This is a genomic window from Mucispirillum schaedleri ASF457 (assembly GCF_000487995.2).
GTDB classification, from domain to species: Bacteria; Chrysiogenota; Deferribacteres; order Deferribacterales; family Mucispirillaceae; genus Mucispirillum; species Mucispirillum schaedleri.
Genome location: NZ_CP097562.1, coordinates 2117144 through 2143925, shown reverse-complemented (window position 1 = coordinate 2143925; position 26782 = coordinate 2117144). Strand labels below are relative to the sequence as shown.

The following is a 26782-nucleotide window of genomic DNA, read 5'->3' as shown; positions in this document are numbered from 1 at the left end:
ATGAAAAAACTATTATTTATTATACTTACTGTATGCCTTGCTTTAAGCTTTACTGCATGCAAAAAAAATGAAGCAAAAAAACCGGAACTGCCAACTATTGGTATTGCAAAATTAATATCACACAATTCATTAAATGATGCTGAAAAAGGTATACTTGATGAATTAAAAGAGTTAAATATACATGCAAATATTGACCTGCAGAATGCTAATGGTGATTTAAACATTTCTTCTGCTATTGCAAGCAAGTTTAAAAGTGATAATGTTGATGTTGCAGTTGGTATTGCAACACCTATGACAGTTACTCTTGCAAACCAGCTTCCAAATACACCTATTGTTTTTACTGCTGTGACTGACCCTGTAAAAGCCGGCCTTGCCTCATCTATAACACAAGGAAATAAAAATATTACAGGGGTTATTGATGCTATACCTATAAAAGAACAGCTTATTGAGTTTAAAAAAGTATATGACTTTAAAAAACTAGGTATCATTTATACAACATCTGAAACAAACTCTGTAAGTATGGCAGAAACAACAAAACAGGTATGTGATGAACTTGGTGTTGAACTTATTGTGCAGACAATAGCAACACCTGCAGAAGTTAAACAGGCAGCAGAAAGCCTTGTTTCAAGAGTGGATGCTTTTTACTGCTTTACAGACAACTCTATTGCAACAGCAATGTCTGCCTTAACTGATACTGCAAAACAAAATAAAATACCAGTTTTTGGAGGCGATATTACTCCAACATTAAATGGCGGTGTAGTTTATGCCTTAGGGTTCAGCTACTATGAAATGGGTAGAATGACAGGCAGACTTATTGCAGAAGTGCTGCAGGGCAAAAAAGCAGAAGAGCTTCCAATACAGTCGTTAAATGACCCTAAATTTTATAATAAACTGCTTGATTTAGATACTGCAAAATTATTAGGTATCACTTTTAGTGATGAATTAATTAATTCTGCTCAGTATCTTATTAAAGATGGAAAATTAATAACAAAATAAATATATTTTTAATATGCCTGCTGAATTGTGTAAACTTTTTGGCAGGCTTTTTCATTTTATACTCTTTATAAATAAATATTTGCTCTTTATTATCAGTATGTTATATCTTTATTTTTATTGCTTTTATAAAATGTGTATAAATTATATACATAATTTTACTTTTTATATTTTAAGACTTGATTTTTATCTAAAAAAACATATACTTATAATATAAGACAAATTAAGTCTTTTTTATTCTTTCCCATATATATTAATTTTCAAATATAAACAACCTCCCCTATGTTATATTTGAACCCTATGCAGCTGTAAGCTGAATTTGACTGCCGAAGATAAATTTTCGGCAGTCTTTTTTATAATCAAATATAAATGATTTGTAAAATTATTATGATTTTTTATTGATATGTATCAGCTTTAAATATATAATTTTCCTTATTATAAGGAGTAAGTTATGAGCATGCTGGTATTAATTATAATACAAAATATTATTTTTTCTATATATACAGCATACCACTTATATTTATCTTTTTTTACAAAATATAAAAAATCTGCAGTTATTTCATTGATTATATTAATATGCAACTCTTTTATAATCACAAGAAGTATAGAAAAACTTTCAGACTATCAAATACATGATTTTTTTATTTTTATTTCTGATATTTTTTTAGGGCTGTTTATATACATATTTATTTTTTATCTGCTTACAGATATTATAAAATTAATACTGAAACTTTTTAAAATTTCTTTTATTAATCATTATATTCAGGGTATTATTGTTGTGATAATATCTGTTATTATATGTATACTTGGTTTCATAAACAGCCATCTTACAAAAGTTAATGAATATAATATTGCATTAAATAAAACAATACATACACCATTTACTATTGCGGCATTATCAGATATTCACATAGGCTCTGATATGACTGCGGAAAGGCTTTATAAAAAAATACAAATTATAAATAATTTAAAGCCTGATTTTGTTTTAATTGCTGGAGATATTATAGATAATAATATAAATGATTTTACAGAAGAATATATTGAACAGTTTAAAAAAATTGAAGCACCATTTGGAATATATGCAGTATTTGGCAACCATGAGTATTACAGTGGCAGTCAAAAAGATGTCTTATCAGTTTTTAATAAAGCAGGGTTTACAACCTTAATTGATGATATTGCATATATTCCAGAAAAGGAAGTTTATATTATAGGCAGAGACAGTCTGCGTCACAGCAGCTCATCTAATAATGAAAGAACAGATATTGAAATTTTATACAGCAAAATAGATGATAAAACAAAGCCTGTCATAATAGTTGACCATATACCAAAATCACCACAAGATGGCATAAAAATAAATGCAGATATACAAATCTCTGGTCATACTCATGATGGACAGTTTTTTCCTGTAAATCTTATTGTAAAAAAAATGTATGAAGTATCTTATGGTATGAAAAAATATGATGGATTTCACTTTTTGGTTACAAGCGGACTTGGTTTATGGGGACCGCCTTTCAGAGTAGGCACTAATTCAGAAATAGTGCTGATTAATGTAACAAACAAATAAAGATAGTGGATACAGCAGTAATATAGAGTAAAACTTGGAGAAAGTATGGGTATCATTTTATTAATTATACTTCAAAATATTGTTTTTGGCTCATATATTGCATTCAGGCTCTATCAGGCATTTTTTAAAAAGTATAATATGTGGCTTATTATTTTTATTTTTTTAATATTATTCAGCACTTTTTTAATCGCAAGAATTTTAGTTAAAACATTTGGCATACATATTCCAAACAGCATTATCTTTGCAACACATTTAATACTTGCTTTTACTAACTATCTTTTTATCTATCTTGCAGCAACAGATATTATCAGGCTTATTTTCAAACTGCTGCATACTCCATTTTTAAGCCATAAAGTGCAGATGATTATTGTCCTTGTGCTTACATTAGTTACTATAATATACGGCTATATAAATAGTCATAATACAAAAATTACAGCATATACTGTAACTCTAAAAAAAGAATTGAAAGAAAATATAACTATTGCCGCACTTTCTGACTTACATATTGGGGCAGATATGAGCCCAAAAAGACTTAGTAAAGAAGTCCAAATTATTAACAATATGAAACCTGATGTTATTTTTATTATAGGTGATATTATAGATAATAATATAAAAGATTTAACACAGGCTCATATACATGAATTAAAAAAACTAAATGCACCTCTTGGAGTTTATGCAGTTATTGGCAACCATGACTATTACAGTTCAGATGCAGAAACAATAAAAAAACTTCTAACACAGGCAGATATAAATATATTAATAGATAATGTTACTTATATCCAAGAAAAAGGGGTTTATATTATAGGAAGAGACAGCCTTCGCCATACAAATGATGATGGGAGTATGCGGCAAAATATCAAAACTCTATATGATAAAGTAGAAGATAAAGCAAAACCTGTAATAATACTTGACCATGTGCCAAAAGGATTAAAAGACGGCAAAAGTATAAATGCAGATATTCAAATTTCTGGTCATACTCATGACGGGCAGACATTCCCACTGAACTTAATTGTGCGAAAAATGACACTTCTTTCTCACGGTATGCTTGTGGATGATGGTTTTTATTATATTGTTTCAAGCGGTATAGGGCTGTGGGGTCCGCCTGTGAGAGTAGGAACAGATGCTGAAATATTACTTATTAATGTATATGGCAGTAATCAAAATCAATAAATTTGAGCTTGATTTATAAGCAAAGTATCTTATTTTATCCTTTATTTTCAAATTTTGTCCAGCTGCGGACTTTTAATTCCGTCGCTGCTCGCTTGGAAAGTCCTTGCGTCGCAAAAAACGCTCCCCTTGAATTTGAAAAACCACGCTTGGTCGCAGTAAATGCTCCCTTTGCTTACTTTCAGACGGGACTTCCTGTCCCTGCATTGTCTTACTGAATCTGCTTCCGTGTCACATATATAATTATAGATTTTTCGCATGTAAAAATCAGGCTTAAAATGTAATATTATGAAAGTTTTTAGGGAATTTAGAGCAAGCAAAACCATGCTTATTATTTAGTATGGTGAATAATAAGTGAAAATAATAGTAAAAGCAGATGAAAATTATAAAATACAGTAAGGCTGTCTTATACAGCATAAGACAGCTTTTATATATGTAAAAGGGGGAAAAATGCCCCTTAAAAAAGCCATACTACATTTTAATTAAACCTTTTTTCTCCAGTTCACTTTTACATTCTGTGCAGTATCTTGCAAACGGCACATATTCAAGTCTGCGAGGGTTTATTTCTTCCTCACATTCTATACATACACCGTAAGTATCATTTTCAATACGCTGCAAAGCCTGATCAACAAGTCTTAATTTAAGAGCATCTGTTTCAACTCTGCCAAGCATGATATTCTTATTATAAAGATTATATGCCTCATCAGCTGTATCTTGAATACCGTCAGAACCAAGTTCTAATGCTTCATTATACTTGTTGTTTAGTGCTTCTATAAGCTCTTTTTTCATAGCAAGAAGTTTTTCTCGGAAATGTTCCTTAGTCGCCTTATCCATCTTACTCTCCTACTTGTGATAGGGATGCCCTGTGATAATTGTTACAGCCCTGTATATCTGCTCTGCCATTACCATAAGACTTAGTTTATATGAAAATGTCATATCAGAAAGGGATATAAATTCACTCACTGTCTCTCGTGCCTGCTTAGACAGCCCTGTTGCCTCACCTATTACAAAAGTTATATTTTTTGAAAGGCTGCGTTTAGTATTAAACCATTCTGCAAACCCCTCACTTGTAAACTTTTTTCCGCCTGCATCCATAGCAATAAATATTTCTGATGCAGCCTGCTGTTTACTTAATTTTTCAAAATATCTGCCACCTTCTCCCAGCTCTGCAAGCTCCAGTTTAAAGTATGGCGACAGGCGTTTTTGATATTCGCTGATAAAATTAAGGATAATCTTATCCTTAACCCTGCCTTCAACTGCAAGCCTGACTAAAGCCATATAAATACTCTACCTGCTGAAAAGCTGATAAAGTATAACCGCACAGCTCATTGATGCATTAAGAGAATCTATATCAGAAGCCATACTGATTTTAAGTTTATAGTCAGCTCTTTCTAAAATACTTTCTCTAATACCCCTGCCCTCTGAGCCTATAATAACACCAAGTGGATATTTTACGATACTTGATGTTGATTTTAAATTAATATCACCATAAATATCTGCTGCAGCAATAGCAAAACCTTTGCTTTTAAATTCATCTATTGCCTGTCCCAGATTAACCACTTCGCATATTTCTGTATAAAATAACGAACCTGCACTGGCTTTATATACAGCAGGGCTCACTTTGGCTTGGTCATGTCGTGGAACAATAATATACCTTATGCCAAAGCAGTGACATGCTCTTATTACTGCACCAAAATTATGTGGGTCTTGTATTTTATCTAAAAAAACAACACCTTCTATCCGTGATGATTTTTTAAGAATATCTTTTAACTCTGTATATTCAAAATCATCTACAACACATACTACCCCTTGAGTTTCTGTGCCATATTTTTCTTCAAAAGCTCTTCTTCCCAGCACTTCAAAAGGTATGTTTATATTATCAAAATGGATACTTGCCCCCTGTCTGACAATTATCTTTTTAGCTTTACCGCTTTTTTTAGCTTCTATTACAGGGTTTCTTCCTGAAATTATCAATTATGCACCCATTTCTTTAATAATTTTTTCTGCCACTTTTTCAGGGCTTAATGAAAGCATATCATATACTTCATCAGATTGACCAGACATTGGAAACTCATTAACTCCAAAACATGTGGCATCAATAAATTTCTTCCTGCTTAAAGCCATATTAGCTATTGTGCAGTATAAACCAGTTGATGAAATATGGTCTTCATAAGTGAATATTTTTTTATATCCTGCTATTTTATTAAATGCTTCATCATTGATATATGCAGGACAAGACACATTAATCACTGAAAAATTTAAGCCTTTTGATTTTAATATATCATGCACCTGCACTGCTCTATATAATGTAGAGCCATAAGCTAATACAGCACCATCTGAGCCCTGTCTTATAATATCAATTGCACCATAAATATATTCATAATTTTCGTCAAAAAATACTGAGCCATCTTCTTTTGTAATTACAGGCACTTTTGACCTGCCCATAGCTATATGAAAATTGCCCTGTTCTTTTGCTGCATGTCTAATAACTATATCAACCTGATTAGGGTCAGCAGGAACAATGATTTTAAAATCAAATATGTTTCTTAAAAGCCCTATATAATCAATACACATGTGAGTTTTGCCGTCTTCGCCAACATCTATTCCTACATGGGTAGTAACTAATTTTATATTAGCAGAGTTAATTTCATTTAAACGCTGCTGGTTATAAACTTCATCAACACCAAACATGCCAAAATCTGCAAAAAAGCTGATAACTCCATTAACTGATGCCGCACCGGCACATACTGCTGTATGATGCTCAGATATACCACACTGAAAGAAATTTTCAGGATAATTTTTTTCAACACCATTTGTTTTTACTGAGCCTGCTAAATCACAGTCAAAAACAACCACATCTGTATATTCTTTCGGCTTATTTATTTTTACAAGGTCTAATAAAGCAGCACCAAATGCACTTCTGTTATCAGTTTTAACATCAGCATTATATATAATGCGGCTGCCTTGATTAATATTTATTTTAGGATTTTCTGCTTTTATATGTGGAGCTGCCCACATAAAGCCTTTACGCATTTCTTTATATTTTTCAAGCGATGGCTCTAATTTCAGCTCTTTCACAGCTTCATAATACTGCTCTTCTGAAAGTGGAGCACCATGAAAACATGCTTTATGCTCCATAAATGATACACCGCTTCCCATAGAAGTTTCTGCAATTATACATACTGGTCTGCTGCATGATTTTGCTTTTAATAAAGCACCAGCTATTTCTTTAAAATTATGACCGTCTATATGCAGAACTTCCCATCCATCAGATTTATAGCTTTCTGCAATATTCATAGAAGGCATTACATTAGAAATATCTCCAGAAATCTGCAATGCATTATAATCAACAATTACTGTAATATTTGAAAGGTTATATTTAACTGCAAATCGTCTTGCTTCTGTAATCTGACCTTTTTCATGCTCTCCATCACCCATAAAGACATAAATATCAAACTCATTGCCATTAACTTTGCCAGCAACAGCAGCTCCGCATGCAGCAGAAAGCCCCTGCCCAAGATTACCTGTTGTCCATTCAACACCGGGAATAGAGCGTTCAATATGACCTTCATACATACTGCCTGCTTTTCTAAAATATGCAATATACTCATCCTGCGGTAAAATACCTTTTTTAGCAAGACATGAATAAACAGCAGGAGAAATATGACCATGAGAAACAAAAATTCTGTCCCTGTTTAAATCATGAAGATTATTACGGTTAACATTTGCAATATTGTAAACTGTTAAAAGAACATCAATAGTTGACATAGAGCCGCCAGGATGACCGCTTGCAGCAAGTGTTGTCATTGTAAGAATATCGCCTCTGCATAAGAGAGCTTCCTGCTCTAACCTGCTGTAATCAAGACCTGCTATTTTATCTGAAAAACTTTGAAAGTCCATAATCTTAACCCTTCATACTATAATACAGTTACTTAAAACATAACTACTTGAAATAGAAGATAGCGGTATATTACTTATATGTCAACAAATAAAGATAGATTTTTTCAATTTATTTTTTCCTTTGACATCATGTTACAAATGTGTTATGCTTAAAGACTGGGATTAGAATATGAACTTATATCCGCAATATGCATTTTCTAACAAACTCTCTTTTGACAGGTTTTTCATTAAACCACCACTTTGTATCTGAATATTATTTTCAGCACATATTTTTTTATAATTTTTCAAATTTTTAAATATTTTTGCAGTAAAATATGCATTTATGTATTTTATGCTGTTATTTTAGGATTATTTTATGAACATTAATCAGTCAGATATTACATCTTTAAATGAAACAGGGCTGTTTTATAAATTTGCCCTGCCAAATATATTAAGTTTTATACTTATGTCATCAGCAGGTATTGTTGATGGTATATTTATTGGAAATTATGCTGGGGAGTTATCTCTTGCAGCAGTTAATATTTCATATCCTGTATTCAGCTTTATATGGGGTCTTGCCATGATGGTAATGGTAGGTGGTGCTGTTTCAACAGGCAAATATCTTGGTGAAAAAAATACTGAAAAAGCATGCCAGATATTTACAAAATCTATTATTACAGTTGCCGTTATTACTATTATAATCTCTATTATTATTCTTATATTTACAGAAGAAATAATATATTTAATTGGCGGCAGTGATAAAACAACACCTATTAGTGTTTTATATATCAAAATAGTAATCCCCTTTGTAATGTTTACTACAATAGGCTATGGTTTATCAGTTTTTGCAAGGGTGGATGGTTTCCCATATACCGCATCTTTTGCTCTCATTACTGGAGCAGTAATTAATATAGTATTAGATGCATTATTTATTGCAGTTTTTAATATGGGAGTAGCAGGGGCAGCTTATGCAACAGGTATATCATTTTTAGCAGGTTTTATCATTCTTTTCATACATTTTGCAATGAAAAAAGGTGTGTTAAGAATATCATTAAAACTAAATAATTTCTCTGAAATATTAAAATCAAGCTTTAATGGATTATCAGAATTTTTGAATGAAATATCTGTTGGGGTTACTATGGCTTTATTTAATATTATAATGATGAAATATGCAAAAGAAGAAGGTGTTGCAGCATTTACTGCTATTAATTATATTTTATGGCTTGGAAATATGGTAAACTATGCAGCAGCAGACTCTCTTAACCCACTTATTTCCACAAACTACGGTGCTGGTAAATTTAACCGTATTAAAAACTTCTTAATAACAGGGCTGATATTTACAATATCTAATGGAATATTTATATTTTTCTTAATCAGTTTTTTTGGAGACACTCTTACTGCTTTATTTATTAAAAATACTTCATCTGCTGCTTTTAATATGGCTGTTGAGTTTATGAGTATAATTAAATGGGCATTTTTTCTAAGCGGAGTAAATATGGTGTTTTCATCATACTTTACTGCAATGCTGCGACCAAAAGAATCTGCCATAATTGCTACATTAAGGTCGCTGATACTGCCATGCTCCATGCTTTTAATACTGCCTTTATATTTTGGCAAAACAGGTATCTACACAGTTATTCCAGTAAGTGAATTATTAACTTTTGCTGCTGCTTTAACATTGTTTATGCTTAGCAGAAAATTTTTATTAAAAAGATAATATTATGAAATATGATGAATTAGAAATAGTTTCTGGCAGTATATATAAAACTTATTTTAAATTTACTTTTCCAAATATGATAGGGCTTATTGCCATGAGCTCTGTTTCACTGGTGGACGGATATTTTGTAAGCAGATATGTAAGCAGTGTGGCCCTTGCTGCTGTCAATATTATAATACCGCTTATAACAGTAGTTTTTGGTATATCCATTATGCTGACTATTGGAGTAGCAGTGCTTATAGGCAAATATCTTGGAGAAAGAAAAGAATATAAAGCAGCAGCTGTCTTTACAAAAGTTATAATCACTATAACTGTAATGTCATTATTTTTTACTGCTTATTGTTTTATATTTAGTGAAAATGTTTCAAGACTTTTAGGTGCTAATGATGAGATTATGGTATATGCTGTGCCATATCTTAAAATGGTATCTATTTTCTTCTTATTTCAGTCTTTAGAATATTGCCTATCTGTAATGATAAGAACTGACGGAAATCCATATCTTGCTTCTACTGCTGTATTATTTGGTGCAGTATTAAACTTTATACTTGATTATATTTTTATAGTCCATATGAATATGGGAATATCTGGAGCAGCACTTGGCACAGGCTTGTCATTTATGGCTTCTACATTTTTAATATTATTACACTTTTTCTTTAAAAAAGGCAGGCTGTATTTAACATGCAGAATAGGAAAATGGAAAGAAATAATATATGCATCTTATAACGGCTCTTCTGAACTTTTAAGTGAAGCTTCTGTTGCTGTTGTTGCTTATTTATTTAATAATATAATGGTGCAAAGACTTGGCACTTATGGTGTAGAAGCATTTACTGTTATAAACTATGCTCTATGGGCTGCAAATATGCTCTGCTATGCAGTAGGCGATTCCCTTGTGCCATTAATATCTATTAACTTTGGTGCTTTAAAATATACAAGAATACAAAAAATAATATCTCTTTCACGAATTTCTGTAATATTTATTGGCTTATTTGTATTTGCATTATTTACATTCATACCTGAAAAAATAATAGCAACATTTTTAAACCCTGTTTCAGATAAAGATGCCTTTGATACTGCACTTATTTTTGCAGACTATGTAAAATATGCCTTTTTATTTATTGGATTAAATATAATATTCAGCTCATCTTTTACAGCCTTCCAAAAACCACTTCACTCTGTTGCAGTAGCAGTATCAAGGGGGCTGATGCTTCCTGTTGCATTTATATTAATTATGCCTTTATTTTTAGGGGAAAAAGGTATTTATGCAGCAGTTCCGCTGGCTGAAGCAGTAACTACTATATTGGGCTTTATTCTATGGCGAAATACTTTGGTTATAAAACAGGTAATGGGAAGATAAATGATTACTGGGACAGCTTATTTTTTAGGCAGGTATAATGTAATATGAAAACTGTATATAATCAATGAATACAGCAAGAGAATTTAAGCTAAATTAGCTCATCCTTAGCCTGATTCACTGTCATATATAATTTAGATTTTTCGCCTTTAAAAAATCAAGCTCAAAATGACTGCAATGTGGGAACTCTTGAACTTATCCAAAAATTTTGTACTAAGCCACTAAATAAATTTCTTTTTCCTGTAAAGGTGTAAGTCCATTAGCTTTGATTCTGTAATTATTATAGAAATCAATATATTTTTCAAGTTCATATTTAAACTGTTCTATATTTTTGAACTTGTTAATGTAAACAAATTCACATTTTAATACAGCAAAGAAACTTTCCATAACAGCATTATCATAGCAGTTGCCACGCCTTGACATACTCCGCTCTATATTATAGGACTTTAATAAATTTCTAAACTCATTAGCCTGATATAATATGCCCTGGTCTGAATGTATCATTAACCCTGTTGTATCTTTTGTTTTATCTATTGCCTGCTTTAAACTATCAATTACCATATCTTCATTATTATATTTGCTTACACTGTATGCTGTTATTTCTCTGTTATACAAATCCATTATTGCTGATAAATACACCTTTTCATTATTAATTTTTATCTCTGCCACATCTGTTACCCATTTTAAACATGGTCTCTCACTTGTAAAGGCTCTGTTTAATTTATTGCTGCATATATGACTTACTCTGCCTTGTTTATACCTTTTCTTAACCCTGATTAGTGATGAAATTTTTAGTTCTTTCATCAATTTATACACTGTCTTCCTGTCATAAGTATAACCCAGTTTCTCTAATACCTTTGTTATTCTTGGATAACCATAAGTCTTGTTAGGTTTTTCATATATCTCTAATATAGATGCCTTGACTTCTGCATATTTATCTAATGCAGCAGGCTTTTTAACATTATAATAGTAAGTGCTTCTTTTCATATTACTCACAGACAACAGGATATCCAAACTGTAATACAGCTCTTTTTCAAGCTCTGCTATTCTTGCTTTCATTGATTTGTATTCTTCACACACTTCTGCTTGATTATTAATATCTTTTACAAAGTGAAGATGTTTATTATTCGGGCTCTTATATGACATATTATCTCCATTATAATTACAGCAGAAATTATGCCAATCATATATTACTGATGCTGATGGTATATTAAAATGTAGTGCTGTCTGCTCATAACTTAAATTATTTGATGCCTTATAAGTTAACACATTTAATTTAAAAGCTCTACTATATTCATTGCGGGTAAAGATATGATGTAACCTTGATTCGCCTGAATGCTTATATCTGTTATAGATATTACATATTACTCCTTTATGGATTTTACAGCATCTTGATAATTCACTGACACTCATTATTCCATTTTCTAGGACTGTTACTAGATATTTCTTAAACTCATAACTGTATTTTCTTGCCATATACACTCCTTGTATGGCTAGTACAACTTTATTGGATAAGTTCATTTGGCTAAATCTAGCATATATAATATCAATATTTCACAGCTTTTGTTGCAGGCTGGTATCTTGTGCCTAATGAAACTAAACTTGATATGGAAAATCCTGCATTTACAAGGCTTTCTTTTATACCTTTGCCAGAAGCATAAGTTGTTAATACTCCACCTGTTTCTAAAAGCGAATACAGCTTGCAGAACATATCATCGCTCCACATTTCACTATTATGCTTTTTAGAAAATGGGTCAAAATATATAACATCAAACTTATGGTTTAGTGAATAAATAAAATTTACAGCATCTTGAATATATATTTCCATTGAAAAATTATCTACATAATTATTATCTAAAAGACTTCGGACTACTTTATAACCATTTACAGGCATTAAAATATGGGTATTTTTCACTATACTTATAAGAGATGCATCTTTTTCCACAGAAAGAGCATGTATCCTGTTTGTAATACCGTTTTTTAATGCCTCATCAAATGTTACTGCTAAATTAAGCCCTATACCAAAACATATATCTAAAAGCCTGATATTTTTTTCTCTGGCTCTTTCTATTATATTTGTGCCGTTTACAAATTTATGCAGACTTTCAGTATATGCCCCTACTGATTTTGTTTTGTAGGATTCATTATACTCCATACTGTAAAATGTATATGAACCGTCACGAGTATTTATTATTTTTTTATTGCCATATATACAGGCAGGCATATTTCTATTAAATATGGCTTTTCCCCTTTTTAGGCTGTCTTAAATCAGGAAAACCTGAGTGTGCATGAAAATCTTTCTTCATTCTGTTAAAATAACCAAACTGTATTTCTGGATGCCTTTTTTTAATCAGTTTCATCATATTTTTTATGCCGTGTATTTCATCTGGCTTTAACTGCAGACTTGAAAGTAAAAGCTCTGCATCAATATTTAAATTACGCATCTGTATTAAATCAACTTTATATTCTTCCACAAAATCAAGCAGTGCAGATGTTTCTGATGCTCTGTCATTTACTCCCGGAAATGTCAATAAATTAAGCTGTAAAAATACTTGTGCCTGCTTAATTAATTCTACACTTTTTACTACATCTTGAAATTTGTATGTGCGTGGGCGGTAATAAGCATTATATGTGCTTTCTATTACAGAATTTAAGCTGACCCTTACACTGTCTACACCAGCATCTAAAACCTTTGCCACATTATCAGGTATGGAGCAGTTAGAATTAAAATTAACTGTCAGGTTTGGATTTTCTCTTTTAATAATTTTAACTGCCTTTGCAATATTATCTGCTGCAAGGCATGGGTCTCCTTCACAACCCTGTCCAAAACTTACAAGCGGGTCTTTCGCCCTTTCACCATGGCGTATTGCTACTTCTGCAATTTCTTCAGCAGTTGGGGCAAAAGATATTCTATCCTGCGGCGACGGGCAGCATTCTGAAGCCTGTAATGAAATACAGCCTACACATGCACTATTGCATGCTGGGCTTGTTGGAATAGGGCACTCCCATCGTGGATAAAATACATTTTTTGCTGCTGTGCAGTGATATTCTGTTGCACATTTCCTAAGCTGGTTATAAAGTCTGTTTTCTGGGGCATTTTTTATAAATTCATCAACCTGTTTATCAAAATTACAGGAAAAATCATAATTTGCAGGGTCCCATTTTGATATATTATCCACCTGTATTGCAAGCACTACAAAGTGGCCATCAAGATAACCTACCGCAGTATATGCAAATAATGGCATAGTGTAATCTTTTGTTTTTCTGTAAGCCGGTAAAAAAAGCCTTAAAAATCCAGGGGATAAAAACACACTGACTGCAAAGCCCTCTTTAAACTCTATCATATTCGCCTTATTCTCATCATAAGCTACAGGATGAGTATGTGGCATAAAATAAAGCCTTGATGATTTTGGAAGTCTTATAAGCTCCGTTTCATAAGGAATAAAATCATAAGGACCGCTGCGAACTGCCATTTTTAATTCTGGATGGTCAAATATCTCCCCTTTTTCATTAGCATACACTAGATTTGGTATTTTATACAAAACGATTACCTCTTCAATTTTTGATAGTATCCAAAAAGCTTACAGTTTCAACTACAGCCTGTTATTTAGAACTATATCTAGTTTTATATATAACAAAAAAACTATTTTTTTTAAACATAAAAATGAAGTAAAATATATTGAACTTTATTTAAAAAAATAATAAAATACATTAATTTAATGAATGGAGGTTCATAATGACTGATATTATTGATGTATTTGCAAGAGAAATTATTGATTCACGAGGCAATCCAACTGTTGAAGTAGAAGTTACTACAAGCAGTGGTGTTGTTGGCAGAGCTGCTGTGCCATCTGGTGCTTCTACTGGTAAATTTGAAGCAGTAGAACTTAGAGATGGTGATAAATCACGCTATCTTGGTAAAGGTGTAATGACAGCAGTTAAAAATGTTAATGAAATCATCTGTCAGGAATTAGAAGGTATAGATGTCTGTGAACAAAAACTTATTGATGAAGTGCTTTTACAGATTGACGGCACTGATAATAAATCAAAACTTGGTGCAAATGCAATATTAGGCGTTTCTATGGCTTGTGCAAAAGCTGCAGCGGAATCATGCGGGCTTCCATTATACCGCTATTTAGGCGGCGTATTTGCTCATACTTTACCTGTGCCTATGATGAATATTTTAAACGGCGGACAACATGCAGATAATAATGTAGATATTCAAGAATTTATGGTTATGCCAGCTGGTGCAGGCTCTTTCAAAGAAGCACTAAGAATGGGGGCTGAAACTTTCCATGCTCTTAAAAAAGTGCTTCATGATAAAGGGTTAAATACTGCTGTTGGTGATGAAGGTGGATTTGCTCCTAACCTTAAATCAAACGAAGAAGCTCTTGAAGTTATCATAAAAGCTATTGAAACTGCTGGATATAAACCTGGCGATGATATTATGATTGCACTTGATGTTGCTTCCAGCGAACTTTATAAAGACGGATTTTACTACTTAAATGCTGAAAGCTCTCCTAAAAAATCAGCCGAAGAAATGATAGAATACTACACTTATCTTACAAGCAAATACCCTATCATATCTATTGAAGACGGACTTGATGAAGAAGACTGGAATGGCTGGAAAAAACTAACAGATGCACTTGGTAAAAAAGTGCAGCTTGTAGGTGATGATTTATTCGTTACAAATACACGCAGATTAGTGCAGGGTATTGAACAAAAAGTTGGTAATGCAATACTTGTTAAAGTAAACCAGATAGGCACAATTACTGAAACTTTAGATGCAGTAGAAACTGCAAAAAGAGCAGGATATACTGCAATCATATCACACAGGTCTGGCGAAACAGAAGATACCACCATTGCTGATTTAGCAGTTGCAACTAATGCAGGACAGATTAAAACAGGTGCTCCATCAAGAACTGACAGAGTAGCCAAATATAACCAGCTTTTAAGAATTGAAGAAGATTTACTTGATTCTTCTGATTATCTTGGAAAAGCAGCTTTTTATAATTTAAGATAATATAAATAAGAGGTTTGGTAAAACAAACCTCTTTAATTTTAAAATTTCATATAATGCAGATGTCTTACTGAGCCTGAAAGGCAAAGTATCTAGAATATAAGAACTGCAACAGTTTTAGAAATAGTATTTATAATTATTGAAATTAATATATATAGATTCTTCGCTATGCTCAGAATGACAATGTGTGTGAATTAGTATAGCAACTTATATATTTAGATTTATCCAAACATAATTATATAATAGAGCTGTATCGTTATGTCTTACTGAGCCAAAAGGCGAGGTATCTAAAAAGCTAGATAGTTTTAAATATATTATACATTACTGCAATATATAAAATATTAGTTTTTTCGCCTTTACAAATCAGGCTCAAAATGACTTATAATGTGAAAGCTGTATAATATAAAATATATTCAATTACTTATCTGCAAATGTTTCAAAGGCTTTTTTAAAACCATTCTGGTCTACATACTGAATAATCTCACTAACATCTTTCAATGAAATTCTTGGAAAATCTTTATCTCTATTCATAAACCAGTATTGAAAAATAGACATATTTGCTTCTACAACATATTCAAGCAGATATTCAAATTTACTTACCCTGACAGAATTATCCTGACTTATATGTTTTCTATAAGCATCTTTTATAATATTTTTCATACGGGATTTAAAACGAGGGTCACCATTTTCACCATTTAATATGCGGATATATTCAGTATGCTCTAAAGAATTTGGCTGCATTGATTCATCTGGTGCATCTATCAAACCAAAATAAAACTGAACATTAAAATCTATCATTTTAGCAAAATCATCAAGAAGCTCCTGCTCTGATTTTTGCAGTAAATCATATATACTTTTATAATATAAATAAAAAGTGCCGCGATTAAAACCTGCTAAATCTGCCACCTCTTTAATTGTAATTTTTTCAATTTTTTTTTCTGCATATAAAGCAAAAAATGCTTTTTTAAACCTTTCCTTTGTTTCCTGCGACCTATGCCTTTCCCTCATAAAACCTCCACTATTCAAATTTACCAATGAATACCCTGCTTATAACATCAGCAGCATTTTTATTAAATAAACTAAAATTATAAACCAGCCTGCTGTTAGTATAAGCTTTAAATGGCTCTCCCCTGTTATTTACCCAAAAAAATACATTATCCACAGCAGGATTTTTATAATCAATCTCCCAGTAAATAATGCCTGATGGATGTCTGTTCTGTGTTATTGTGCCTTTTGGCATACTGCTCTCTATACAGCCCTGCAAATCATCAAAAGCAACCGCAGACTGAACACACTCTTTATTGTATGGGATAACCTTATTATCTATTAAATCAAAGTTATACACTAAACCATCACCTGTATCTGAAAATAAAAACTCTTTATCTTTTTCTTTTATATTTGAAAGCTCAAATAATGCTGCTTTATCTATAACACCATTATTTATAACACCTCTGCATAGATTATCTTCATTTTTAGAGCATACAAGGCTTGTCATATCTAGAAATGTGCTTAAATCATAACCCGGGACTTCTACCACAATAGAATAAAGTTCTGAGCCTGCTGGAAAATTAATAATATCTTTTTCTTCCAGTGGAATAGTATTATCTATTCTATATAAGGACATATTGCCTGTTAAACTCTTTTTATTAATCTTTCTTATATATACAGGTGAATATAAACAGTTGCTGTCTGTATCATTTTGACAGCTGAAATCATTATTTGTTCTATAAATTACTAATGAGCCGTCATCTGCATATAAAGCCTCAGAAACACCTGTTAAAAAACTGCTGAAAGATATATGACCATAACCATGATTAGAAAAAACTGCCAGCTCATTCATAATTAACGAACTGTTATCTATTTTTATTGTTTTTATGCCATCATATCCAAAATAATATGATGTATTGTCTGCATTAAAATAATCTTTTGGAGTGATAACATGTATATTGCCAAAAAAATTACTTGACTGACCATATAACTGGAAAGATACTGAAAAGATTAAAATAATCATCAAATATTTCTTCATAACTATACTCATAAAATATTTATAAAAATAATACATATATTCAAAATAAACATACTAAAAATGTAAAAAAGAATAGATTATTTTTATAAAAATATTGACAATTTTACATAACAGACTTAACTGTATATTTAAGATATATGATTATTTATATATTTTCAATAGAAAATTAAAACACACTAAGGAGATTTTCTTAACTAACAGGACAAATGTTACACTTTTAGTAAAAAATAAATCTTAACTTAATATAAATCAAGCAATAATTTATTTTCAATAACAATCTCATATGGAGATTTAAAATTTAAGCATGTTTTAGCAGTATTATTATATCTATCTTCATGCTGTTTAAGAGCCTTAATTAATTCATCTTTGGAATAGAATTTATTATTTGCATATAAAATTTTTCCATCCTCTCTATGACTTCTTTCCACCTTTCCATTCTGCCAAGGTGAATAAGGTCTTATTCGTTTAATAGTATATCCTTTCTTTTCAGCTGTCTCTTCAAAATAGCTTTTCTTGTTTGTAACTTCCTTATCATTTACAAACTCATAGCCATTATCCACTTGAATTGTTTTTAGTGGAAAGCCAAATTTACTTTCCAGTTCGTCTAAAAACTTACCTGTTTCAAATGTGCTTTTTTCTTCTACTATTTCTAATACTCTCATTCTGCTGTATTCATCTATCGCTGTTATCTGATAATATTTTTTACCATAGCTGGAAAACATTATACATTCCTGTGGAACATATTTTATATCTATCTGAACCTTGTCGCCTATATACTGACCTGTTATTGGTTCATATCTTGTATAGCTCTTTTTTGACTTGTTTAATGACTTTAAGCCTTTCTTCCTTATCTGCATACACATACTGCCAAAACTACGATTATAACCAATTTCTAGAAGTCTGACATATACCTCCGCATTACCATACAAACCATGCTCGGCATATGTGTTAAATATTAAATCAAGCTCTTCTTTACTATGCTTATTTGGACTGGTTCTTGGTCTACGACTTTTAAAAGATAAACTCTGAACTGTTCCATCATATTTCTTTAAATGCCTGTATACAAACATACGGTTCACTTGATATTTGCGGGCTGCTTTCGTTGCTCCTTTTTTTAATGCATACTCACATAACCGTTGACGAAATCGCATTTCTTCTGTTATTATCACTTTATTCATTGTGATACCTCTTAGTTTAGTTTAGTTTTTTGCTTAATTTTATACTATATACTAAGAGGTATTTTTTTATACTTATTTTTGTAACATATGTCTCATAATCTTACAAAATTAAAACACACTAAGGAGATTTTATGCAGTATATATCTTATGAAGAGAAATTAGCACAACTTATTACCCACCATTCTCTTAAATTAAAAAAAGGGGATGTGGTGCAAATAAAAGCAGAAACATCAGCAGAACCACTTATAAAAGCTATGTATAAAGAAATTATAAAACTTGGTGCATATCCATTTTTAAGGCTTTTTATACCTGAAAGTCAAGAATATATGGCAAAATATGCAAGCTATGAACAGCTTACTTATCTGCCTGAATTTGATATAAAACAGGCTGAAATTATGACAGCTTATATTTATATTGATTCTACTATCAATACAAAATCTCTTACTAATGCAGACCACAGCAAAATAGCATTAATGCGTAAAACTGCTCTTCCAGTCAGAGAAATTATGAATAAACGAGAATTAGAAGGCAAATTCCGCTGGTCATTATGCCCATATCCTAATCAGTCTATGGCTCAGGATGCTGAAATGTCTCTTGATGAATATACAGCATTTGTTTATGAAGCATGTAAATTAAATGAAGATGACCCAATAGCTGCATGGAAAAAAGTAGAAGCGGAGCAGGAAGCAATAGCAGAAAGGATGAATGGCACTAAATGGCTGCATATTAAAGGACAAGATACTAATTTAAAATTAAATGTAACAGGTAGAAAATGGGAAAACTGCTGCGGTTATAGAAATATGCCAGACGGGGAAGTATTTACAAGCCCAGTAGAAGACAGTGCAGAAGGCACTATTTTATTTGATATACCTACAACTTATAATGGTGTAGAAGCAAAAAATGTTTTTTTAAGGTTTGAAAAAGGAAAGGTTGTAGAAGCTCGTGCTGAAAAAGGACAGGATTTCTTACATAAAATGCTTGATATGGATGAAGGCTCACGCTTTGCAGGTGAAATCGCTTTCGGGCTTAATGATAACATACAAATACCTACTAAAAATATATTATTTGATGAAAAAATAGGGAAATCAATGCACTTGGCAGTTGGTGCAAGCTATCAGGAAGTTGGCGGAAAAAATATTTCTGCTCTGCACTGGGATTTAATAAAAGATATGAAAAACGGTGGCACAGTAGAAGCTGATGGTGTGCTTGTATATAAAGACGGCAAACATATTTTATAGAATAAAAATATAGTGTCCTAAAAAGTTTTTGAGTTTAATTGTAAGCAATAAATATAATATTATTTAATATATGAAATATAAAAAATAATAATAAAAAATATTTAAACCTGCAAACTTATTAAAACATTATAAATAAAAACTTTTGCTACATATAAAACCCCGCTTAAAGTAAAACAAAAAGCGGGGTTTTTTATTTACAATTAATTTATAATATGCTTATTTTAAAGCCTGAGCAGTTGCAACAGCTACTGCAACAGTCGCACCAACCATAGGGTTATTACCCATACCTAAAAATCCCATCATTTCAACATGAGCCGGCACTGATGAAGAACCTGCAAACTGAGCATCTGAGTGCATTCTTCCCATAGTATCAGTCATGCCGTAAGATGCAGGACCTGCTGCCATATTATCTGGGTGCAGAGTTCTGCCTGTGCCGCCACCTGATGCCACTGAGAAATATTTTTTATTCTGCTCGTTGCATTCTTTTTTATATGTGCCTGCAACAGGATGCTGAAAACGAGTTGGGTTTGTAGAGTTGCCTGTAATAGATACATCAACACCTTCTAAGTGCATTATTGCAACACCTTCTCTCACATCATCTGCACCATAGCAGCGAACATTTGCACGCTCACCATTAGAGTATGCTTTTTCTTTAACTACTTTTACTTCACCAGATGAATAGTCAAACTGAGTTTGAACATAAGTGAAACCATTAATGCGGGAAATGATTTGTGCTGCATCTTTGCCAAGACCATTTAAGATAACTCTTAATGGAGTTTGTCTTGCTTTATTAGCATTTTTAACAATACCAATTGCACCTTCTGCTGCTGCAAATGATTCATGACCTGCTAAAAAAGCAAAACATTTTGTTTCATCTCTTAAAAGCATAGCTCCAAGGTTGCCATGCCCTAAACCTACTTTCCTGTCTTCTGCAACAGAGCCAGAGATACAAAAAGCCTGTAAACCTATACCTATATTTTCAGCCGCTTCTGCTGCTGTGTTTGAGCCTTTTTTAACTGCAATAGCAGCACCGCAAGTGTATGCCCAGCAAGCATTTTCAAAGGCAATAGGCTGGATTTCTTTTACCATATTATATGGATTAAAGCCTTTTTCTTCACATATTTTAAGAGCTTCTTCACAGCTTGATATGCCATATTCTTTTAAAGCTGCATTAACTTTATCTATACGCCTTTCATAACTTTCAAATAATGCCATAATTACACTCCTTATTATTATTCATGACGCGGGTCAATATATTTTGCCGCATCGTTAAATCTGCCATAAACACCTTTTGCCTTGTTTAAAGCATCTTCTGCTGGAGTGCCTTTTTTGACTGCATCCATCATTTTACCAAGATTTACAAACTCATAGCCAATAATTTCATTATCCGCATCAACTGCAACTCTTGTAATATAACCTTCTGCCATCTCTAAATATCTGGCACCTTTTGCTTTTGTGCCAAACATTGTGCCAACCTGACTTCTTAAACCTTTACCTAAATCTTCTAAACTGGCACCTATTGGCAGACCACCTTCTGAAAATGCAGTCTGAGACCTGCCGTATACTATTTGTAAGAAAAGTTCACGCATAGCAACATTGATAGCATCACAGACTAAATCTGTATTTAATGCTTCTAAAATTGTTTTACCCGGAAGAATTTCTGATGCCATAGCAGCAGAATGTGTCATACCTGAACAGCCTAATGTTTCAACAAGTGCTTCTTCAATAATACCGTCTTTAACATTTAATGTTAATTTGCATGCTCCCTGCTGTGGAGCACACCAGCCTACTCCGTGAGTAAGCCCGCTTATATCTTTAATTTCTTTTGCCTGAACCCATTTACCTTCCTGTGGTATTGGTGCAGGACCATGATATGCACCTTTTGCTATTGGACACATATGCTCTACTTCAGTAGAATAAATCATATTCCTACCTCCCTTATAATTTATTGCATTTATTTTTTCTAAACCTATGAATACAAGCATTTATTCTGGCAAAACTAATGCCATACTCATCAAAATAAAGCTGGGTAATTAAAATAAAAAAACTAAAAAGACATTTTTCATACAACCCATATTCTTAACTAAAAAAATATGCTCTATTAATGATATAGTATTTTAGCATAATATTGTGTGTTGTCAATGAATAATAAAAATCTTTACTTTTTTATAATATTTGCTTGACAAAGTTTTTAAATATTGCTATTTTTCTAGTCTACAATAATCATTATTAATTTTTGAGGTGTTAGAGTGGCACATACTTTGTCAGCTTTAAAGCGTATTCGTCAGTCAGAAAAAAGAAGACTGATTAACAAATCTAATAAATCAGCTATGAAAACATATATTAAAAAATATATGAAAGCTTTAGAAACTGGTGCTGATAATACTGAAGCATTATTAAAACAAGCTGTAAGTGTTATTTATAAAACTGCACGCAAAGGTGCTATCCATAAAAAACAAGCTTCCCGTAAAGTTTCACGCCTTACTATGAAGTTTAACAAAGCACAAACTGTAAATAAATAGTTTTATTAAATATATAATAAATAATTGCAGCACTTTTTATTATAGTATTTTAATTTTATATAATGCTGTCCTTTTTTATGTGAAGGGGAGTAGCCCAAATTTGTTTGGATAAAGTCAACAATCTCGTGTTATTTTTATAACACTGGCTTTATCATTGATTTAGAAAATCATTGGCAAGACCTTCGGCATTTTACATGCCGAAGGTCTTTTTTTATATGTGCAAAAAAATAAAAAGGAGAAAAATATGAAAAACTGGATGCCAATTATTATTGCAGTTACAGCAACAATTCCGGGCTTTATGCTTAGAGTGATTGGTATAGAACTGCACCCTATTGTTATGACACTGATTACTGCTGTTGCAATATTTTCTGCATCATTTATTTTAACATGGGCATGCGAAGTCATGCAGCTTGATATTCCTCAGGCTGTTGCAGTTGCTCTTGTCGCTTTAATTGCAGTGCTGCCAGAATATGCTGTTGATATGTATTTTACATGGATGGCTGGACAGGACCCACAGGGTGAATATGTCCACTATGCTGTTGCAAATATGACAGGTGCAAACAGGCTTCTTATTGGTGTAGGCTGGTCTGTAATTATTTTAATATTTGCTTTTAAATTCAGAAAAAAAGTTGTGCTGGAATCCACTCATAAAACAGAACTGTTTTTTTTAATGCTTGCTACTATATATGCAATTACTATCCCATTAAAAGGCTTTTTAAATCTTTTTGATACTGTTGTTTTAATAGGTATTTTTATATGGTATATTACTATTATTATTAGAAAACCAGTAGAAAATGAAGAAATAGAAGGACCCGCAAAAACAATCGCTGCTCTCCCAAAACAAAAAAGACTTATTGTTACATGGGGGCTTTTCTTAATATCTGCCGTAGTTATTTTTGCAGATGCAGAATTATTCAGCGAAAGCCTTGTTTCAAGCGGTAAACTGCTTGGTGTAAATGAATTTTTACTTGTTCAGTGGCTTGCTCCAATTGCTTCAGAAGCTCCAGAATTTATTGTAGCTGTTACTTTTGCTCTCCGCGGAAGTGCAGGACTTGCCCTTGGAAGCCTTGTTTCTTCAAAACTAAACCAATGGACACTGCTTGTTGGTATGATACCACTTGTTTACAGCATTTCTTACTCTACAGCAGACCACCCACATAATACTGGTTTCTTCTATACAGTTATGCCGCTTGCAGCTATGCAGATGCATGAACTGCTGTTAACTGCTGCTCAATCTGCATTTGCTATTGCATTAATCGCAGGACTTGTTGCTGGTAGAAAAGAAGCTTTTGCTCTTCTTGCATTATTTATGCTGCAATTTTTATCACCATTTTATGATAAAATGCTTCCTGCATATATTCCAAATGCAACACCACATGATACTGTGCTTATAACTTTCAGTGTTATATATATAGTATTTACAATTATACTTATTGTTATGCACCCAAAAAGGTTTGTATCTATTATTAAAGGGTATAAAACAGGTTTATAAAAATAAAGGGCGGAAAAACCGCCCTGCACTATTTACTTTCTTCTATAAAGTCATCATCAGTTAATCCCCAGTCTTTTTTCAAAAGACTGCGAACTAATGTATTAGGTGCAATAACTTTATATCCAGCATATCTGTAATTTTCTGCAATCCATTTATTAGCATTATATGCTGTAAAACAGCTGAAACATGATATAAATAAAATAAGACATGCAGAGCTTACAAGAAAAAATTCCAGCACATCTTCATAATCTATATCTAATAAATAGTATATCTGCATAACAAAAGATGCACTTGGCTGCACCTGCTCTCCAGCATAAGGATATAAGCTGGCATAAGATGAACTAAATACAGAAAAACATATTATCCCTAAAACAAATAAGGCACTTGTTATAAGCATTATAAAACCAGAACGGTTTAACTTATTCTTAAATAATGTTATGCCAAAGATTGGTGCAGTAATCAGTAAAAACCAATTTATACCATGACTTATTTTTTTTACATTTCCTGTTTCTTCATTTCTTAATTCAATTATCATAGGATGCTCCATTATGTATATGTTGTATGTATATAATATGTTGCAGTATAACAAAAATGGTTACAATGACAACATAAAAAATGGATTGACAGATATATTATCTTCTTTTATCTTATTATATTATATAATTGAGAGTATAGCTTATGGATATATCACATCTTAAATACTTTTATATATTATAAAAATGTGTCCTAAAAGCTGTATTTTAATACAAGGAGGATAAAATGAGCAATTTAAGTGATGATTTGAAAAAAGCATTTTTATTTGGTGTTGGAGCTATTGCTAAAACAAGCGAAAAATCTAAAAAATTAATTGATGAATTAATTGAAAGAGGTGCTCTTACTGTTGAGCAGGGAAAAACTTTAAATGAAGAATTAAAACATAATCTGCAGGAAAAAATCATTGAAAAAGAAAAAGAATTAAATTCCGACCTTATAAGCCAGATTAAAGATATGAAAAACTTATCTGATGAAGATATTAAAATATTAAAAGACAAAATAGCAGAAATAGAAAAAGAAAAAAATGAAAAGTAAGTATAATGAAAGGACACGCCTGCGTGAAATACTTTCTATTATTAGAAAACATAATATTATTACAGGTATTACGCCTGAAAAATTACGCAGCATATTAGAAGATTTAGGTCCAACTTATATTAAAATGGGGCAGATAATGTCTATGCAGACAGATGCCCTGCCCCAAGCATTTCTTAAAGAATTAGAAAAGCTGAGAACTGATGTTCCGCCTATGAGTGACGAAGATTTATGCTTTATTATTCAGGAAACATATAATAAAGATATTTCTGAGCTTTTTGATGATTTTAGCTATAAATCATTAGGCTCTGCTTCTATTGCACAAGTCCATTCAGCAAAATTAAAAAAAAGTGGCACTCAGGTTGTCTTAAAAATCCAAAGGCGTGATATTTACAAACGCATGGAGCAGGACATTAAACTTATGCGTCGTGTTGCCAACATGGTGCAGAAAGTTAAAAAAGACACTATTATTGATTTTGAAACAATAATTGATGAACTTTGGAAAACAGCTCAGGAGGAGATGAATTTTCTTAAAGAAGCAGAAAATGCCGTTACTTTTTATAATAACCATAAAAATGTAATATATGCCACATGCCCAGAAGTATATACAGAGCTCAGCTCTGAAAAAATACTTGTTATGGAATATGTGGATGGCTTTTTTATTGATAATGAAGAAATGATGAAAGCAGGTGGTTATGATAAAAAAGAAATAGCTGCAAAACTGGCAGAAGATTATATTTCTCAGGTTATTGATTATGGTTTTTTCCATGCAGACCCACACCCCGGCAATATTAAAATAAGAGATGGTCAGATTATATGGATAGATTTAGGCATGATGGGCAAACTAAGCCCGCGGGACAAAGGGCTTATTGCTGATTTAATTGCATCAGTTGCAAAACATGATACAGGCAGAATAAAAGATATTGCACTTACACTTGGAAACCCTGTAAAAGATGTGGACCATGTCAGGCTTTATTCTGATATTGATTTGTTTCTTAGTAAATACAGCACAATGGATTTAGGAAATATGAGCCTTGCGGGTATCGTAAGTGAACTGCTTGAAATACTGCATACTCATCATATACAAGTTCCTTCTACTATATCAATGCTTGCACGCGGTATTATGACATTAGAAGGTGTTCTTGCCTTTTTAAACCCAGACATTAATGTTATTGATATTACAGCAGCACATATAAAAAACAGTAAAAATCCTGCATCCGAATTTACTAAAAAAGTGCGAAAAGCAGTAATGGAATTAAGCGGAAGTTTAGAAAAGCTGGCTTTAATTCCAGGGTTTACAATAGATATTCTCCAAATGATAGCCAAAGGACAGGTTAAGATTAATTCTGAACTGCAAATTTCAGAAAATGCCCAGTCATTTATAGAAAGAATGATACAAAGAATAATACTGGCTTTAATAACTGCTGCCATAATAATAGGCTCAAGCCTTATTGCAATAGCAGATATTCAGCCTGTAATATTTAACCTGCCACTTTTTACTACTATTGGATATATTGCAGCAGGCTTATTGACTATTTCACTATTCAAGGGAAAATATAAGTAATATACT

24 protein-coding genes are annotated in these 26782 nt (G+C 32.0%); 11 read left to right on the top strand and 13 right to left on the bottom strand.

From position 1 onward, the window contains the following. The 3 genes from N508_RS10045 (at window position 1) to N508_RS10035 (ending at window position 3727) form a co-directional block, all read left to right on the top strand. Window positions 1-996, top strand: coding sequence for an ABC transporter substrate-binding protein (locus N508_RS10045; protein ID WP_023276566.1), 996 nt, complete (start codon window positions 1-3; stop codon window positions 994-996). 448 nt (window positions 997-1444) lie between these two features. Next, window positions 1445-2557 carry a metallophosphoesterase gene (locus N508_RS10040; protein ID WP_023276565.1) on the top strand — a complete coding sequence of 371 codons (1113 nt, stop codon included), beginning with the start codon at window positions 1445-1447 and terminating at the stop codon, window positions 2555-2557. Window positions 2558-2602: 45 nt separating this feature from the next. Next, a complete protein-coding gene (locus tag N508_RS10035; RefSeq protein WP_023276564.1) occupies window positions 2603-3727 on the top strand; it encodes a metallophosphoesterase in 1125 nt (374 codons plus the stop codon). 468 nt (window positions 3728-4195) lie between these two features. Here N508_RS10035 and N508_RS10030 read toward each other — a convergent pair whose 3' ends face one another. The 4 genes from N508_RS10030 to N508_RS10015 are packed head-to-tail and all read right to left on the bottom strand — an operon-like array spanning window position 4196 to window position 7624. After that, on the bottom strand, window positions 4196-4558 hold the full coding sequence (locus N508_RS10030; protein WP_023276563.1) for a TraR/DksA family transcriptional regulator: 363 nt from the start codon (window positions 4556-4558) through the stop codon (window positions 4196-4198). A gap of 9 nt (window positions 4559-4567) precedes the next feature. Beyond that, window positions 4568-5002: a 23S rRNA (pseudouridine(1915)-N(3))-methyltransferase RlmH gene (locus tag N508_RS10025; RefSeq protein WP_023276562.1), complete on the bottom strand. Its 435-nt coding sequence runs from the start codon at window positions 5000-5002 to the stop codon at window positions 4568-4570. Window positions 5003-5011: 9 nt separating this feature from the next. Then, a complete protein-coding gene (locus N508_RS10020) occupies window positions 5012-5698 on the bottom strand; it encodes a TrmH family RNA methyltransferase (RefSeq protein ID WP_023276561.1) in 687 nt (228 codons plus the stop codon). Further along, a complete protein-coding gene (locus N508_RS10015) occupies window positions 5699-7624 on the bottom strand; it encodes a transketolase (protein WP_023276560.1) in 1926 nt (641 codons plus the stop codon). It abuts the gene before it with no gap. 355 nt (window positions 7625-7979) lie between these two features. Here N508_RS10015 and N508_RS10010 point away from each other — a divergent pair, with 355 nt between their 5' ends. After that, the gene (locus tag N508_RS10010; protein ID WP_023276559.1) at window positions 7980-9320 is read left to right on the top strand and encodes an MATE family efflux transporter; all 1341 of its coding nucleotides are present in this window, start codon (window positions 7980-7982) and stop codon (window positions 9318-9320) included. Between the two features lie 4 nt (window positions 9321-9324). Beyond that, window positions 9325-10674, top strand: coding sequence for an MATE family efflux transporter (locus N508_RS10005; protein WP_023276558.1), 1350 nt, complete (start codon window positions 9325-9327; stop codon window positions 10672-10674). A gap of 210 nt (window positions 10675-10884) precedes the next feature. On the opposite strand, the gene N508_RS10000 is transcribed toward N508_RS10005, so the two are convergent. The 3 genes from N508_RS10000 to N508_RS09990 all read right to left on the bottom strand — a co-directional run bounded on the left by N508_RS10000 (window position 10885) and on the right by N508_RS09990 (window position 14213). Next, entirely contained in the window at window positions 10885-12147 is a 1263-nt protein-coding gene (locus N508_RS10000; protein ID WP_179077837.1) for an IS3 family transposase, read from the bottom strand. 70 nt (window positions 12148-12217) lie between these two features. Next, window positions 12218-12895: a tRNA (5-methylaminomethyl-2-thiouridine)(34)-methyltransferase MnmD gene (locus tag N508_RS09995; protein ID WP_023276555.1), complete on the bottom strand. Its 678-nt coding sequence runs from the start codon at window positions 12893-12895 to the stop codon at window positions 12218-12220. Between the two features lie 7 nt (window positions 12896-12902). Next, a complete protein-coding gene (locus N508_RS09990; protein ID WP_023276554.1) occupies window positions 12903-14213 on the bottom strand; it encodes a radical SAM family protein in 1311 nt (436 codons plus the stop codon). A gap of 194 nt (window positions 14214-14407) precedes the next feature. On the opposite strand from N508_RS09990, the gene eno reads away from it, so the two are divergent. After that, window positions 14408-15694, top strand: coding sequence for a phosphopyruvate hydratase (eno, locus tag N508_RS09985; RefSeq protein ID WP_023276553.1), 1287 nt, complete (start codon window positions 14408-14410; stop codon window positions 15692-15694). 414 nt (window positions 15695-16108) lie between these two features. Here the strand turns inward: eno and N508_RS09980 are convergent, their stop codons facing one another. From N508_RS09980 to N508_RS09970, 3 genes are all read right to left on the bottom strand, one after another. Next, entirely contained in the window at window positions 16109-16699 is a 591-nt protein-coding gene (locus tag N508_RS09980; protein WP_023276552.1) for a TetR/AcrR family transcriptional regulator, read from the bottom strand. 10 nt (window positions 16700-16709) lie between these two features. Further along, complete coding sequence (locus tag N508_RS09975) at window positions 16710-17717, bottom strand: hypothetical protein (RefSeq protein ID WP_023276551.1); 1008 nt, start codon at window positions 17715-17717, stop codon at window positions 16710-16712. Between the two features lie 239 nt (window positions 17718-17956). Beyond that, entirely contained in the window at window positions 17957-18895 is a 939-nt protein-coding gene (locus N508_RS09970) for a DDE-type integrase/transposase/recombinase (RefSeq protein WP_023275060.1), read from the bottom strand. A 131-nt stretch (window positions 18896-19026) separates the two neighbouring features. On the opposite strand from N508_RS09970, the gene N508_RS09965 reads away from it, so the two are divergent. Beyond that, window positions 19027-20133: an aminopeptidase gene (locus tag N508_RS09965; protein WP_023276550.1), complete on the top strand. Its 1107-nt coding sequence runs from the start codon at window positions 19027-19029 to the stop codon at window positions 20131-20133. 216 nt (window positions 20134-20349) lie between these two features. On the opposite strand, the gene N508_RS09960 is transcribed toward N508_RS09965, so the two are convergent. Together N508_RS09960 and N508_RS09955 are read right to left on the bottom strand one after the other, a co-directional pair. After that, on the bottom strand, window positions 20350-21348 hold the full coding sequence (locus tag N508_RS09960) for a GGGtGRT protein (protein WP_023276549.1): 999 nt from the start codon (window positions 21346-21348) through the stop codon (window positions 20350-20352). Window positions 21349-21365: 17 nt separating this feature from the next. After that, complete coding sequence (locus N508_RS09955; protein WP_023276548.1) at window positions 21366-22058, bottom strand: iron-sulfur cluster assembly scaffold protein; 693 nt, start codon at window positions 22056-22058, stop codon at window positions 21366-21368. Window positions 22059-22382: 324 nt separating this feature from the next. Between N508_RS09955 and rpsT the strand changes: the two genes are divergently transcribed. Both rpsT and N508_RS09945 read left to right on the top strand, forming a co-directional pair. Continuing rightward, a complete protein-coding gene (gene rpsT, locus N508_RS09950; protein WP_023276547.1) occupies window positions 22383-22655 on the top strand; it encodes a 30S ribosomal protein S20 in 273 nt (90 codons plus the stop codon). A gap of 244 nt (window positions 22656-22899) precedes the next feature. Further along, the gene (locus N508_RS09945; protein ID WP_023276546.1) at window positions 22900-24147 is read left to right on the top strand and encodes a calcium:cation antiporter family protein; all 1248 of its coding nucleotides are present in this window, start codon (window positions 22900-22902) and stop codon (window positions 24145-24147) included. Between the two features lie 28 nt (window positions 24148-24175). Here the strand turns inward: N508_RS09945 and N508_RS09940 are convergent, their stop codons facing one another. Beyond that, complete coding sequence (locus tag N508_RS09940; RefSeq protein WP_023276545.1) at window positions 24176-24682, bottom strand: hypothetical protein; 507 nt, start codon at window positions 24680-24682, stop codon at window positions 24176-24178. 224 nt (window positions 24683-24906) lie between these two features. On the opposite strand from N508_RS09940, the gene N508_RS09935 reads away from it, so the two are divergent. Both N508_RS09935 and N508_RS09930 read left to right on the top strand, forming a co-directional pair. Then, window positions 24907-25215, top strand: a complete 309-nt coding sequence (locus N508_RS09935; protein WP_023276544.1) for a phasin family protein — start codon at window positions 24907-24909, stop codon at window positions 25213-25215. Further along, a complete protein-coding gene (locus N508_RS09930) occupies window positions 25205-26776 on the top strand; it encodes an ABC1 kinase family protein (protein WP_023276543.1) in 1572 nt (523 codons plus the stop codon). Before N508_RS09935 ends, N508_RS09930 begins: the two co-directional genes overlap by 11 nt. Window positions 26777-26782: the final 6 nt, after the last annotated feature.

Bases quoted from the DNA above. Each gene is read 5' to 3' on its own strand.
- N508_RS10045 (WP_023276566.1), top strand. From the start codon at position 1: ATGAAAAAACTATTATTTATTATACTTACTGTATGCCTTGCTTTAAGC.
- N508_RS10040 (WP_023276565.1), top strand. From the start codon at position 1,445: ATGAGCATGCTGGTATTAATTATAATACAAAATATTATTTTTTCTATA.
- N508_RS10035 (WP_023276564.1), top strand. From the start codon at position 2,603: ATGGGTATCATTTTATTAATTATACTTCAAAATATTGTTTTTGGCTCA.
- N508_RS10030 (WP_023276563.1), bottom strand. From the start codon at position 4,558: ATGGATAAGGCGACTAAGGAACATTTCCGAGAAAAACTTCTTGCTATG.
- N508_RS10025 (WP_023276562.1), bottom strand. From the start codon at position 5,002: ATGGCTTTAGTCAGGCTTGCAGTTGAAGGCAGGGTTAAGGATAAGATT.
- N508_RS10015 (WP_023276560.1), bottom strand. From the start codon at position 7,624: ATGGACTTTCAAAGTTTTTCAGATAAAATAGCAGGTCTTGATTACAGC.
- N508_RS10010 (WP_023276559.1), top strand. From the start codon at position 7,980: ATGAACATTAATCAGTCAGATATTACATCTTTAAATGAAACAGGGCTG.
- N508_RS10005 (WP_023276558.1), top strand. From the start codon at position 9,325: ATGAAATATGATGAATTAGAAATAGTTTCTGGCAGTATATATAAAACT.
- N508_RS10000 (WP_179077837.1), bottom strand. From the start codon at position 12,147: ATGGCAAGAAAATACAGTTATGAGTTTAAGAAATATCTAGTAACAGTC.
- N508_RS09995 (WP_023276555.1), bottom strand. From the start codon at position 12,895: ATGCCTGCCTGTATATATGGCAATAAAAAAATAATAAATACTCGTGAC.
- eno (WP_023276553.1), top strand. From the start codon at position 14,408: ATGACTGATATTATTGATGTATTTGCAAGAGAAATTATTGATTCACGA.
- N508_RS09980 (WP_023276552.1), bottom strand. From the start codon at position 16,699: ATGAGGGAAAGGCATAGGTCGCAGGAAACAAAGGAAAGGTTTAAAAAA.
- N508_RS09975 (WP_023276551.1), bottom strand. From the start codon at position 17,717: ATGAAGAAATATTTGATGATTATTTTAATCTTTTCAGTATCTTTCCAG.
- N508_RS09970 (WP_023275060.1), bottom strand. From the start codon at position 18,895: ATGAATAAAGTGATAATAACAGAAGAAATGCGATTTCGTCAACGGTTA.
- N508_RS09965 (WP_023276550.1), top strand. From the start codon at position 19,027: ATGCAGTATATATCTTATGAAGAGAAATTAGCACAACTTATTACCCAC.
- N508_RS09960 (WP_023276549.1), bottom strand. From the start codon at position 21,348: ATGGCATTATTTGAAAGTTATGAAAGGCGTATAGATAAAGTTAATGCA.
- N508_RS09955 (WP_023276548.1), bottom strand. From the start codon at position 22,058: ATGATTTATTCTACTGAAGTAGAGCATATGTGTCCAATAGCAAAAGGT.
- N508_RS09945 (WP_023276546.1), top strand. From the start codon at position 22,900: ATGAAAAACTGGATGCCAATTATTATTGCAGTTACAGCAACAATTCCG.
- N508_RS09940 (WP_023276545.1), bottom strand. From the start codon at position 24,682: ATGATAATTGAATTAAGAAATGAAGAAACAGGAAATGTAAAAAAAATA.
- N508_RS09935 (WP_023276544.1), top strand. From the start codon at position 24,907: ATGAGCAATTTAAGTGATGATTTGAAAAAAGCATTTTTATTTGGTGTT.
- N508_RS09930 (WP_023276543.1), top strand. From the start codon at position 25,205: ATGAAAAGTAAGTATAATGAAAGGACACGCCTGCGTGAAATACTTTCT.